Annotated in this window: 11 protein-coding genes, 4 tRNA genes and 1 pseudogene; 6 read left to right on the forward strand and 10 right to left on the reverse strand. The window is 37.5% G+C overall.

Going from position 1 to position 13,286, the window contains the following annotated elements; all coding sequences use genetic code 11:
* The first annotated feature begins 248 nt into the window (after positions 1–248).
* Entirely contained in the window at positions 249–2,963 is a 2,715-nt protein-coding gene (locus O1450_RS09980) for a M66 family metalloprotease (RefSeq protein WP_269228300.1), read from the forward strand.
* Between the two features lie 159 nt (positions 2,964–3,122).
* Here the strand turns inward: O1450_RS09980 and O1450_RS09985 are convergent, their stop codons facing one another.
* From O1450_RS09985 to O1450_RS10015, 7 genes are all read right to left on the reverse strand, one after another.
* Positions 3,123–3,818 (reverse strand): IS1 family transposase, encoded by a 696-nt coding sequence (locus O1450_RS09985; protein WP_269228301.1) that lies wholly within the window; start codon positions 3,816–3,818, stop codon positions 3,123–3,125.
* A 153-nt stretch (positions 3,819–3,971) separates the two neighbouring features.
* Positions 3,972–4,045: transfer RNA gene (locus tag O1450_RS09990), tRNA-Trp, on the reverse strand.
* A 64-nt stretch (positions 4,046–4,109) separates the two neighbouring features.
* Positions 4,110–4,194 (reverse strand) — tRNA-Leu (locus O1450_RS09995).
* A gap of 150 nt (positions 4,195–4,344) precedes the next feature.
* Positions 4,345–4,418 (reverse strand) — tRNA-Trp (locus tag O1450_RS10000).
* Between the two features lie 68 nt (positions 4,419–4,486).
* A tRNA-Leu gene (locus O1450_RS10005) sits at positions 4,487–4,571 on the reverse strand.
* 106 nt (positions 4,572–4,677) lie between these two features.
* The gene (locus O1450_RS10010; RefSeq protein WP_269228302.1) at positions 4,678–5,502 is read right to left on the reverse strand and encodes a protein kinase domain-containing protein; all 825 of its coding nucleotides are present in this window, start codon (positions 5,500–5,502) and stop codon (positions 4,678–4,680) included.
* A complete protein-coding gene (locus O1450_RS10015; protein WP_269228303.1) occupies positions 5,477–6,985 on the reverse strand; it encodes a DUF3336 domain-containing protein in 1,509 nt (502 codons plus the stop codon). Before O1450_RS10015 ends, O1450_RS10010 begins: the two co-directional genes overlap by 26 nt.
* A 177-nt stretch (positions 6,986–7,162) precedes the next feature.
* Between O1450_RS10015 and O1450_RS10020 the strand changes: the two genes are divergently transcribed.
* Complete coding sequence (locus tag O1450_RS10020; RefSeq protein WP_269228304.1) at positions 7,163–8,071, forward strand: ATP-binding protein; 909 nt, start codon at positions 7,163–7,165, stop codon at positions 8,069–8,071.
* Here the strand turns inward: O1450_RS10020 and O1450_RS10025 are convergent.
* A protein-coding gene (locus tag O1450_RS10025; protein ID WP_269228195.1) for an IS5 family transposase occupies positions 8,042–8,843 on the reverse strand; the annotation gives its coding sequence in 2 pieces (ribosomal slippage) (positions 8,042–8,578 and positions 8,580–8,843; 801 coding nt in all). The genes O1450_RS10020 and O1450_RS10025 overlap by 30 nt on opposite strands.
* Positions 8,844–9,028: 185 nt before the next feature.
* Between O1450_RS10025 and O1450_RS10030 the strand changes: the two are divergent.
* Positions 9,029–9,679, forward strand: a pseudogene (locus O1450_RS10030) (DUF6670 family protein); the annotation flags it as partial.
* A gap of 161 nt (positions 9,680–9,840) precedes the next feature.
* Here the strand turns inward: O1450_RS10030 and O1450_RS10035 are convergent.
* Positions 9,841–10,416, reverse strand: a complete 576-nt coding sequence (locus O1450_RS10035) for a TetR/AcrR family transcriptional regulator (protein ID WP_269228305.1) — start codon at positions 10,414–10,416, stop codon at positions 9,841–9,843.
* Positions 10,417–10,506: 90 nt separating this feature from the next.
* Between O1450_RS10035 and O1450_RS10040 the strand changes: the two genes are divergently transcribed.
* The 3 genes from O1450_RS10040 to O1450_RS10050 all read left to right on the forward strand — a co-directional run bounded on the left by O1450_RS10040 (position 10,507) and on the right by O1450_RS10050 (position 12,692).
* Positions 10,507–11,049: an HPP family protein gene (locus O1450_RS10040; RefSeq protein WP_269228306.1), complete on the forward strand. Its 543-nt coding sequence runs from the start codon at positions 10,507–10,509 to the stop codon at positions 11,047–11,049.
* Between the two features lie 150 nt (positions 11,050–11,199).
* Entirely contained in the window at positions 11,200–11,778 is a 579-nt protein-coding gene (locus O1450_RS10045; protein ID WP_269228307.1) for a TetR/AcrR family transcriptional regulator, read from the forward strand.
* Positions 11,775–12,692, forward strand: a complete 918-nt coding sequence (locus tag O1450_RS10050) for a DMT family transporter (RefSeq protein ID WP_269228308.1) — start codon at positions 11,775–11,777, stop codon at positions 12,690–12,692. The genes O1450_RS10045 and O1450_RS10050 overlap by 4 nt, the downstream gene beginning before the upstream one ends.
* 79 nt (positions 12,693–12,771) lie before the next feature.
* On the opposite strand, the gene O1450_RS10055 is transcribed toward O1450_RS10050, so the two are convergent.
* Positions 12,772–13,275 carry a hypothetical protein gene (locus O1450_RS10055; protein ID WP_269228309.1) on the reverse strand — a complete coding sequence of 168 codons (504 nt, stop codon included), beginning with the start codon at positions 13,273–13,275 and terminating at the stop codon, positions 12,772–12,774.
* Positions 13,276–13,286 lie beyond the last annotated feature (11 nt).

Raw genomic sequence — 13,286 nt, forward strand, 5'->3', positions numbered from 1 at the left:
CGCTATAATATTTGTTAAAATATGCCAATAAATGTCACATAATAACAATATCTTAGCGGATGAGAACACCTTATACATATTTTATTTTTATAAAAATCCAATAACACTTAAATAAAAAAACAAGAACAGCATCACACAACAAAATAACTATTTTGTTTATTACTTATATACTCAGCAATTCAATTTAAGTTATATTATTTTAAATCCAATATTTTATTTAATATCTTATTCATTCGGTTAATCTAAATATGAAAATTGTGACAAACTCCTCAATAAGCACATTGAGCTTATGTATTTCATTAGCTCTATTATCTGGCTGTGGTGGAAACACACAAGAAACAGCCGATAATAACAAAACTGAATCAGCAACAAGTGCTCAAGCAAAAGCACTCGCTACGTCTGGTGCATATCCTGAGCCAAATAAAGATGTTTTTGATTCTAATACCCTTGGTTTCTACGACTACGATCTAGAAGGCAATGTGCGCCCTATACGTAACGACCTTGTTGGTAACTTTGCTGCAATGATTCAATTTGCACAAAACCATACTGTAGACCCAAACGGTAATGAAGCGAAAAGTATGCCTCGTCTTACCAGTGAAAAAGATGCACTTCTTTTAGTCACCCCAAATACCGACATGGGTGAGGTGCAACAACTAAATGCAGAAATCTATTTAAATAGTCGTTTAATACGTCGTGTTGCATTACTAGAACCCACTCAAATCCCCGCCTCAGATCAATCTAACGGCGATGCTCGCCCAAGAGTTCAATACTCTAAACGCACATGGACAGCAACCCTTAACTGGGATGAAGTCAAACCGGGTTTAAATATTCGCATTATAGATCCTATTAGCCTTAAAAACGGGCGACTCGGTGCACAATCGATTGATTTTGGAGCGCCAGGTGAATTAGTGGTTCAAAGCATTCGTTTAGGCATGCTCACCGCACCTCGACAATCTAGTGGTCACTATATGCTGAACGAACCTGAAAAAGCGGGTACTGATTATTTTGAAACGATTCCTGCGGCAAAAATGATCGTCACAAAGTATGATGACATGCAACTGAATCAGGTTATGGTTGCAAGTGGTGTCATTTATAATGACAAAAGCGCCACAACAGGTGATGTCTACAGTGGTGATATGCGAGAAAATACTGCTAAATCAACATTTAGTACAGGAATAAATCTTGCAAATTGGGGTGTAACCAGTGCATCAATGTCAAGCCAAGAGCAACCTCAACTGACTCAAAGTGCAGTCATTCACCATGCTTGGGGTAAATACGAAAATGGTGATGTCAGTCATGGTTTGAGTGGTGGTAACGGTATTTTAACGCTGATTAATTCAGCAGGTAATGAATTTAGCCATGAAATTGGGCATCACTATGGCTTAGGACACTATCCTGGACAAAACGGAGAGAACTACTTTTGGGCAGCTCATCATCCAGATAGTGGTTGGGGCTATATTGCCTATCGTAATCGTATGCGAGGCAATTTAAACTGGAATAATACAAATTTAGACAATCGTTTAGGTGGCACGCCTATCTTTCAAAATGCCTATACCTATGGTACTGATGCCATGGCGGGTGGTAATTACTCTAGCGCACTGTCTCGTTTCACTCATTATACAGGCTATAGTACAAAGATCAGAATACAACCCGCATTTGATCGCCCAGTTTGGGATGCAAGCTCCACTACAGGATACAAACGTTGGAATGCGACAACACGCCAAATGGATGTCACGCAACCTAAAGTTCCAAATTCAAGTCAAGTCTGGTACAACCGTCCTGATGGCAATTATCTAAAACCAACTCAATTTGGTGTACCTGTCTTTACCATTTTAGGTGGCTACGACCCTGTCAACCAAGTCGGTCTACTTTACCCTGCCGCACGCGGCAACTGGGGGAATGTATTTACCCTCCCTCAAGCACAAACAAACCTTACAAATGCAAGCTGTTGGATCAATGTCAAATACGCGTCTAAAGCAGAAGAAAACATCGCACTTGCTCCAAATCGAATGAGCAGTAATGCAAACAAACTACATATTAATTTGGCTCAAAGTGATGCACCTCTAAGCGTTGATTTATATTGTAAACGTGCCAATGAACAAGCCAACAAACTCTCGTCGATTGTCATTCCAAGCTACGCACAACCTCTCCCTGCTGCGGTCACTATTGGTAAGGAACAAGGCTTTACAGCGTTACGCAAAGTTGAACTCCCGCAATTAGAACAAGCTCTACTCAGCAACCAAGGTAAACTTGTTGCAAATCTCTCTCCAAACAATAAAATTCTCTATGATTCTTATAAGAATTTTAAAAATGAGCTTTCAGCAACCGCACGCCAAGAGTTTGATCGCTTCAGCAACCAACAAGCACAATTATACCGTTTAAACCGTTGGGTCAACGTCTATCGCAATGACTTAACTGCAAATATCACCGCTGCAAATGATGCGTTAAAAAGCTTTGTCACCCAACTTGGTCTTTCCAGTAGCAATCCACTGGCAGGTGCAACAATGTTTGTGATGCCAAATATGAATTCAGCTTGCCTCAAAGCTGAAATTTCGACTAGCACAGGCAAACCAAGTGTATTTATGAGTGGTAGAAATAATTGTACTGGCGATAATTCTAGCCTATGGATCTATGATGCTGTGGGCAAAATTCACAGCGTACAATATCCTGAATTCTGTTTATCAGGTGCAACTCTCGCTGCCTGCAATAACAGTGTTAGTAATCAAATTTGGGAAACACCTATTACTGGTTCAACTCAACAGTTCCGTCAAGGTGGTAGTTGCTTAGATCTAAGTGGTGGTGGTGCGCCAAGTGCAGATGGTCGCGGTACATTAATTACTTATGGCTGTGGCGGTGGAAATAATCAAAAATGGACAATCACCACACCAAGTCAAAACTTTATTTTAGCGGCTGCAACAGGTCAAAATTTACCACTATTGGCAAAAGCATTAGCAACACCATAATCAAACACGATCAAAAATAAGCATAGGGAGCGAATATGCTCCCTATGCTTTTTCTAGTTTTTTCAATTGAATAGATGATTGATTACGATTAATACGTTAAGCAAATGTGATTAAAAACTGGGTGGTGTTTCAAAATGTATGCTGATCATTTTAACATCACTATACAAAACTGTGGTTAATGTAAAAGAATCCAAGATTAAAAGCTTTTACATGATTCAATACCTTCTTCGAAAAACAGCATGTTCTTCTTACTGCTCGCCTTATGCGGTGTCTTAATCGGCAGTTGTTTCCTTCTATCCCGACTGTATAATATTTCCCTTCTTGGTCCGGCTTAAAAATTTTGATGAAACTTTCCCAATGATCACTCGATATACAATCATAAGTAATACCCAGTTCTTCTAAACGGTTTTTTAGCCTTTGTGCTGTATGAGCATCTCTTCCTCCCCATACAAAAGCCACTATTTCTCCGCTACTTCTATCATAGACGTACTGTAGCCAATGCTTATCTTTCTTGTTGCCTACAAATGTCCAAAATTCATCAACTTCCAAGCATTTATAATGAGTTCTTTGAGGAATTATTTCATGATTTGATTGTGTAAGCGTTTTAAGTATCTTGCCAATACTAAACCTCGTAATCTTTGCAATATCCCGAATGCCACAACATCGCACAAGCATAAGCAAAATCAATTTGACCGCTTTTGAATGACAGCCTAAATACGTCAAATTATGGTCACCCACAAACTGCCTATTACATTCTTTACAACGATAGTTTTGCTTACCATCGTATTTAATGCCATTCTTCTTTATACTTGTACTCTGGCATCGAGGACAATGAAGTTCTATTTCGATTTTCACACATTTAAATATAGCTGAATTGTTCCTCCTTGCCTCCTTTTCTTATGAGCATACTTTTTAGAACACCACCAAAAACTGATATTCATTCAATTGAATTATTGAATCAAAAAGCATAAAAAAGCCCTTGTAAATACAAGGGCTTTTTTATTTATTTGGCAGAGGATCAAGGACTCGAACCTTGACGAACGGTTTTGGAGACCGTCATGCTACCATTACACCAATCCTCTATAACTGCATGATTAATTCATCTCTGACTTAATCATAAAAAGTAAAACACTTACTTTTTAAATTTGGTGGGGGCGAAGAGACTCGAACTCTTACACCTTGCGGCGCTGGAACCTAAATCCAGTGCGTCTACCAATTTCGCCACGCCCCCGATGGATGTGTATATTAGTGATAAACTTTCTTGCTGACAAGCCTTTTTTATAAAAAAACTATGCATCTGAAAGCTAATGCTTTTTTCATATACAAATGAAAAAATTATTGAAATAAAAAAAGGAACTTATTTAAAGCTCCTTTTCATATTTGGCAGAGGATCAAGGACTCGAACCTTGACGAACGGTTTTGGAGACCGTCATGCTACCATTACACCAATCCTCTATAACTGCATGATTAACTCATTTCTGATTTAATCATAAAAAAAGCAAGAAAATCTTGCTTTTTAAATTTGGTGGGGGCGAAGAGACTCGAACTCTTACACCTTGCGGCGCTGGAACCTAAATCCAGTGCGTCTACCAATTTCGCCACGCCCCCGATGGGTATGCATATTAGTGAGAAACATGCTTTATGACAAGTCTTTCTGATAAAAAACCCTACCAAATGCACATATAATATTCAAATCAATTATTTATGTTTATTTTTACAGCAAATTAATCGCATTTAAACAATGTTTTGCTTCAACAACGGAGTTCAACCGCTGTTCTTTATGTTTGTGCAATAGACCATTTAGCAAAGGTAAAAAACACTGTAACTCATTAGGCAATTGAATCTCTAGTTTTTGGCAATGTAAAACTGCCCAATCATGATAATTTTTTGCACATACTCTCGTTTGAGACAACCATTCATAAAGAATGATGCCGAATGCATATAAATCAGTTTGTACGGTTTTCGGCTTCCCATGGAAAAGTTCAGGTGCCATATAACGTGGAGTCGCCGTTAAATTCTCTATTGAATGCTCTAATTTGCAGCTTTGCTCAAAATCAATCAATTTGCATGAGTTTTCATATAATCGGAAATGTTCAACTTTTAAGTCTCCATGAATCCAACCCAGTTGATGCATATTGTTTAGCGCATTTAATGCAATAAGAATCTTGTGCTGAATCGCTTCAGTATTCGCTACATTTACAATCGTATCGAAAAATTGATTTGTATCAGGACTGAGTAACCCTACCCCACACTCAGGAAAATCCATACCACTTGTGATATCCCGAAGCTGAATAATTTGATGTGCTAATAAAAAAGTTTGCTCAATTTGGGCATGTTGTTGATAGAAATCTAATTCACGCTGAAAAGCTTGCTCTAACACATCATGGGTATTCGCTAGATGGAATTTGAGCCAGTACTGTTGCTGTGCGACCTGAAAAGTATATAAACGCCGCCCAAACGCATAGCTCTCAGATTTGGTTGTTAAAGTTAAGTCATCCCATTGAAAGTTTGAATCAGAGATCCACGTAGTAAAAATCATTCTGCTGCTTTTCTTGCTGCTTTCGCAATGATGTTAAACAATGCTCAATGGTTTTACCAATCCGTGCATGTATTTCGATGGAGGAAATCTTAGGCCATGTTGCCCTTTCACCCTCTTGCTGTAAGATTTTAAAAAGTTTTGGACGTGGGTTTTTGAGCATGTAATGATAATGGCGAAGTCCATACTTGGCGATAATATTCACATCCCCATAATAACGTTGTCCTAAAATTCCATAGCCATGATCTAAAATACGGCGAATCGGGAAAAAATCCCCCATATAATGGCGCGTTAGATCAAGAAATTCCATCGCAATAGCTTTGCCCTGATGCCGAATAATTCGCTCAGGCCAACTCAGCACATCTCGACGAAATCGTTCCGTATCACTTTGCATAAAAGGCACAATATGTGGGTTTACTTGGCTAGCAATAGTGTAATTAATGTTATATAGACGTGCCATTTTTTCTTGTGGAAAATCACTGCGCATACTTCCATCCACCCACCTTGTATTGGCTAGATACGGCGTATGTTGACCATCATAACGCTTACTGGTTACATGCACCGGCGGAAATAATACAGGTACAGCACAGGAAGCTAAAACCGCACTCCAAACCAAAACATTCGGTGCAGTCAGTGCATTCATAATCCGTGGATTTTGTGCCGTGTTATAGGGCGCAATCACAATATTAATGTGGCGTTTTGACTGTTGATAAGCTTCTGCAAATGTTACATCCCCCAAATTATTCATTAGGAATTTTTTCAAATACATCACATCAGCAATTCCACCATTCCCTCGAATCAATTCTGTCATTTTTCTAAATTTAAAGGCATCACTAAAAAAATGTTCACCTTTGAGCAGTTCTGGAATTTTATCAGCCGATGATACACCCAACATGCCAGTCATGATCGCCCCTGCACTTGAACCAGACAGAACTCGAGGCATCAAATCTTGTTCGAGCAAAGCCTTACATACACCTGTATGAAATAAACCCAGTGTCGCACCACCAGAGAACATAAGTGCAGGTTGTCCATAGGCTCTTTGACATTCTTTAAAAAATTGAATTTTTTCTTTGAGTTGAAAAGTAATACATTCACTAGAAGCTAAATAGCGAAGACATTCACTCATTTCTTCCACATAGTTTTCGATAATTCTTTTGGTACCAATATAGGTTTGTGCAAATAACATTGGATGACCAATATTGGCGAAGTCATAAGATAAGCCTTCACGAAGAACATAAATTAAATCTAAAGTTCGATGTTGCATTCGATATTTTTTTAATAGGTTATATCGTTTAGACAAAATTTCTGCATCAAAGTAAGGCGATTGATTGTCATATTTCCATGCTTCATGCCCCGCTTCTTCATCCAATTTTAGTGCAATTTCTTTCCATTCCGCATAAGAACTCGCTTGTTGCAAGCTCTCTTTTAACATATCGACTCTATGCAATTGATATGTATTTCTTTTTTCTTGAGCTCTATTAAACATTAGCATTCCTATTTTTCATTATATTCTTATCATCTCGCACTTATACAATGCAAAAAGCAGCACCAACAATCAAGGGTAAAATTGACCTTTTGCAACATTTTTCATGATATTTTCTGCATTTCGACTATAGCGATGATAGTATCCCTATTCATTAATCACTGAGTTTGGTTTGTGTTTATGGCTATTCTTGATTTACCCGAATCTATTATCCAATCGTTATCCAGTGTTTTGACACAGTTACAACAAGTTCTCCCTGCTCCTAAACAACCCACAGATTTTTCTGCGATTGCTTTTCGATGGGAAAATCAACAATTAGTTGCAATTCAACAACCTAAAAAAATGTATTTAGAAGATTTAAAAGGGATTGAACGCCAAAAAGCCAAGATTATTCAAAATACTTTACAGTTTCTCAATGGTTTACCTGCCAATGATGTCTTACTCACAGGCTCACGCGGTACAGGGAAATCATCGATTGTTCGTGCCTTACTTACGGAATATTCAGCACAAGGTTTGCGTTTAATTGAAATTGAACGAGATGATCTTTCTGATTTACCTAAAATCCAAAAATTAATAGAACATCGTCCTGAAAAATTTATTGTTTATTGTGATGATCTTGCTTTTAACGCAGAAGATGAAAATTATCGTAGTTTAAAAAGTGTCTTGGATGGCTCACTTCAATCGGGTTCAAGTAATTTTATTATTTATGCAACCAGTAACCGCCGTCATTTACTACCTGAATTTATGCATGAAAATACGCCTATGCGTAAAGTCGATGTTCCTCAATATACCGAGTTACATCCTCAAGAAGCGATTGAGGAAAAAATTTCATTGTCTGATCGTTTTGGTATGTGGCTTTCCTTCTATCCAATGGATCAACAACTGTATTTAGAAATTGTTGAGCATTATATTGTTCAAGCAAATTTGGAATATAACGACATTGTTCGTGCTGAAAGTTTGAAATGGTGCCAAGCACGTGGGCAACGTTCAGGACGTGCAGCCTATCAGTTCTCTAAGCATTGGATCGGTTCGCAAAACCTTGAAAAATTGTCTAAGAACCTATCCAGAATATTTTCTATGCAAAAGTAGCCTTAAAAAGGCTAAATTAATGAACTGAAGGCTCGTATTTAGGTGCTTTTCACAGTTTTTCCAAAGCCTTCTACATTTTTCTAACCAAGCAAATGATCTTTCCACAACCCAGCGTTGTGGTATGACTGCAAATTTATGTAATTCACTTCGTTTAGCAACTTCAACTCGCGCTCTGATTAAATCATTAACAGCCAAAGAAAAGGGTTCGCCTGTATAACCACCATCAACAAGTACAACCTCTACATTTTGTAAGGTGTCTCTATGTAAAGTTATGGCATCTAATGCACCTTGACGATCTGTTTTATCTGCTGTCGTAATAAATATTCCATGAGGCAGACCTTGAGTATCAACAATGATATGTCTTTTAATCCCTGAAACTCTTTTACCAGCGTCATAGCCTTTATTACGTGCGGTATCTGTGTTTTTTACACTTTGTGAATCAATGATGATAAAGCTCGTTTGTTCTTTCCGTCCATTGTTGATACGGGCCTCGCCAACCACATTTTTTTAAAGCCTGCTCAAGTATGCTAGGTTCAGTTTCTGATGGTTTTCTATTCCAAATCGAGAAGTAATAATGCACAGTGCTTTTAGGTGGAAAGTCTCGAGGAAGCATACTCCATTGACATCCACTTTTTAGAATATAGAGCAAGGCGCAAAACACTTCATAGACATCAACGACTCTTGGACGCGTTTGTTTTCTTCCGCTCAATAGTAACGGTTCAATTTCTTTAAAGGCTTCTCGACTAATGTCGCTGGGATATGGTTTTCTCATGGGGGAGAATTTAACAAATTATTTTTCCAATTGCCAAAAAAGAATGAAATTAATATTGGATAGGTTCTAACAAGGTTTAGGGAGATTGCCCTAAAAAGCTTTGGCTTTGTCCTTATTTCCGCTTAGCAAAGGCAATTGTTTTTCATAACCTAGCTTTTCAGTATGGAAAGAACGTAGCAAACAAGATGAAAAAACAATTGCCACCCTCATCCCTTACAAGCAAAATTTTGGGTAAAAGTTTATTACTCGCACAAAACACCTTAGATCAAGCGATTAAATATTCAACGAGTCCTTTTTCTGAACCAGAAATCATTCGTCCTAGAACTGAAGAAAAATTCTATACATGGACACACTATGGCATCTTCTTTCCATTGCTACCTGAGCCACATCGTTATTTGAATATTATGATCTTGCTTGGTACGCCTGGGGCATTGGCTTTTGATCATGATGAAATTATCTTGGGTGATCCGCGCAAAACAGCAACTTTCTTTTAAAGCACCGCCGCTTTAGATGAGCATTTATTAAAAGCCTATATCATGCCTGAAGAGACTCATATCCAAGAAAATGGTTGGCAAATTGAGTTGGGGCAAGAAGTTTCGATTGAAGGTACTTTACCAAATATTCATCTCAAAGGTGCTTATCATGGCTTAAAGTTTGAGTTTGATTTAGATGTTACAGATCAAGCCTCTTGGTTTATTAAAACCCCGATTTATGATCATTTTAGTTTATTGTCAAAATTTAAAGGTCAACTCGAATATCAAGGACAAACAACCCTCGCAGAAGGGTTATGTACCTATGAATATGCCAGAGCCGCAGGCACGGGATCGGTTATGCAAGTACATACACTTTCACGGGTGAATATCAAAACCCAAAAGTTCAAGGTCGTGGTTATCTTGAATATATTGATGTCGAAAATCAAAATGCCTTTAAAGATTAAAAGTCTTGAATTAAGAAAAATAAGCCTTTGATTAGTGTTCAAAGGCTTATTGATTTAGGATTAAATTTCTTTTTGACTAAGATCAATCTGAGTAAAACTATCAACAATTTGCCTGATTGATTTTTTAATCTCTACTGCAACTTTGACATCATAACCTTCTACTAAAAAGCGACTAATTAATCCTTCAATCAAAGTATAAATAATTTCAACTAATACATCAGCATTGGAAAAAGATGCTAAATATTGCGCGATTAAGTTTCGAATCCAAATCTTATGCTCTTTCGAAACCATGATGATGTCTTGATCACCCAAATGCGATTCGGCAACTGCTCGAACAAATAGACATCCTTTAAAATTATCTTCTTGGAACCACAACAGATGCCAATCAATCAATTTATCTAATGCTGGTCGCCCTGTTTCACCTGCAACATAAGCAACCAAACTATTCCTAAACTTTTCGTCTCGTGCCTGTAAAACCGACTTCACCAATTGATTTTTATTTTTAAAATAAGTGTACATCGTTGTTTTTGAACAGCCTGACTCATCCCGAATTAAATCAACACCCACACCAACAAAACTATTTTCATAAAATAATTTTTCTGCTGTATCCAATATTTTGTGGGCCGATTTAGACATAAAAATTTACTCGCTCAAATAGTACAGATCTGTACTATTTGTAATTTTAGCGATATCATCATTTCAAAGCAACCATTCAATGAGAATGAAATGTTATCAATATTCCAAGGTAAAGAGCACCTCGCCCCAGCACCGCAATCCAGTGATCTAATTAGAAGCTTAGTCGGCGGAACACTGAGTATTTTAATCCTGATTTTCCTCAGTAAATTGACAAATAATTTATTCATCATGGCACCGTTTGGTGCAACTTGCGTACTGTTATATGCCGTATCTCAATCGCCATTAGCCCAACCTCGTAATGTTATTCTTGGGCACTTTATCTCGGCATTCATTGGTTTACTCTTTCTTAAACTTTTTGGTATCACCACAATCAGTATTGCACTTTCTGTTGGCTGTGCCATTGCTGCCATGCAATTATTGCGCTGTGTCCATCCACCTGCTGGTGCAAACCCACTCGTGATTTTACTTACAGCAAATACCATTGAATATCACTGGAGTTTCTTATTTTTCCCAGTATTATTCGGTGCAACCTCTCTTGTACTGATTGCTTGGTTGGTCAATAACCTCAAATCAGAAAACAAATGGCCAATTTATGGTTTAGCATTGATTCATACTAAAAAGACTATCAAATAAATAAAGCCGTGATGGAGAAGATCAAAGCTTTCTCCATCCCTTTAAGCTCATAGAAAACTTTCTATCAATCAATTCAATAAATTTCTCTTGCTAATTATTATATTTTCCCATAATAATAGGTAGATCGGTATACCTAATTTATATTTAATTATGAGCACCAAATCAGCAAAACAAAAAATCTTAGATGCAGCATCCATACTGTTTTACAATGATGGGATTACTAACACAGGCATTAATAGCATTACAGACAAAGCCAAAGTCGCGAAAATGTCTTTGTATAATAATTTTCCAACCAAATCTGACCTAATTACCTGTTATATCGAAGCTCGCCATCAAGAATGGTTAGACTTATATAAGAAAAGAAAAGTTCAGATCAAAACACCGATTGATGGCATTTTAGCTATATTTGATGCTTATCAAGATCACGCTGAATTTGCCTATGAAAAAGGTTTTCGTGGTTGTGGTTTACTGAATGCAGCAGCCGAATTTCCTGCTCATAGTCCTGAACGTTTAGCCGTCAAAAATCATAAAGATGAAATCGAAAATATTGTGGCTGGGCATTTATCACAATTATTCAAAGAACCGCAAAAAGTCCAACGACTTTCGCTACTTATTTCTTTCATATTAGAAGGCTCGATTGCCCGTGCAGGTTTAGAAAGTTCCAGTGAGAAAGTATTTGCGGCAAAACAAATGGTTCAAAATTTATTAGAACGCGAGATTTCAAATTGAGTAGTTCATCTTTTAATTTCAGTACTCATTCTGGCTTTATCGCCGTTTTAATTGCCTCTATTTTATGGGGAACGACAGGTACTGCTGCCTCTTACGCGCCAAATCTAAGTCCTTTAGCGATTGGCGCAATCGCAATGGGTGGCGGTGGCTTATTACAAGCTTTATTAGCCCATAGAAATATCCGCAGTCATTTACCTCAAATTGGCTCTTATTATCCTTTACTTTTGATAGGCATGATCTCTGTAGCGATCTATCCTCTCGCCTTTTATTCATCAATGCGTATGGCGGGGATTACGATTGGGACTGTCGTTTCAATTGGTTCAGCCCCTTTATTTACGGCAATACTGGAAAAGTTCTTTGATAAAAAAGCACTTTCGGGGAAATGGTTTATTAGTTTTGTTTTTGGTGTTGTAGGAGTATTGCTGTTATCTCTAGGAGAGTCTCACGCTCAAGGTGCGACACAAATAATGACTACAGACCAAAAAACTATTGGCATTATTCTCGGACTGATCGCGGCACTGACCTATTCTTTATATTCTTGGGCTGCTAAAAAAATGATTGATCGGGGTGTCGATTCAAAGGCTTCAATGGGATTAATTTTTGGCTTCGGTGCTTTAATCTTATTACCAACACTGTTTTTTACTGGTTCAAATCTTTTTGATGAATCTGTGAATTTGTATGTTGTCGCTTATATGATGCTGATTCCAATGTTCCTTGGCTATCTGCTATTTGGTTACGCTTTAAAGACTATTTCAGCCAGTACCGCGACCACACTAACCTTATTTGAACCACTGGTTGCCGCTTTATTTGCGGTCTTATTGGTAGGCGAGCAACTGGCACCGATTGGTTGGGTTGGTATGGCATTGATTTTTGTATGTTTGGCCGTGTTATCTAAAGCAGATAAACCAAATTAATTTTTTTATTTAAGATTAGAGATATTCAGAATTGATGCAGAAAATAAATTTTTTCTGCATCAAACATACAGCTTAAATATTAATACTCTTTTGCTAACTTCTCTAAGGTTGTGAGCATTTTTCTCACAACACTTCTTTTATGATGCAGCATATTCTTAATATTGCTTGGATTAAAACCTGTCAATTTTGCAATACCACGACTGGTCATGTATTCACCCGTTTTTGCAAAGTGCTTTTCACTTAACTCAGTTTTCGCATTTGAGAATCGAACCGCCAGCTTATAATCACTAAACTCAGACCATGCGCCGGTCTTATATTCGTCCGCATCAAAGCTACCCTTCTGCTGAGTAGGTTTTTCACGCAGAATATTACTCAAACGGTTAATGACAATCTTTTCTTCACTTTGTTCAATTATTTGATAAAGTTCAGTTTCTTCAAAAGGACGTCCTAAAGCGATGTCTTTTTTATATTGTTCAACGACCTTTTCTTTTGACTCGACCTTTTTCTCACCTTGTTGAGTGAGACAGAGAATCTTAAATAAAGACTCTAATCGGCCACATGTAAAAATATAAGAAATTTTCAACTTACAACTCC

Source organism: Acinetobacter sp. TR11, from assembly GCF_027105035.1.
GTDB lineage: Bacteria > Pseudomonadota > Gammaproteobacteria > Pseudomonadales > Moraxellaceae > Acinetobacter.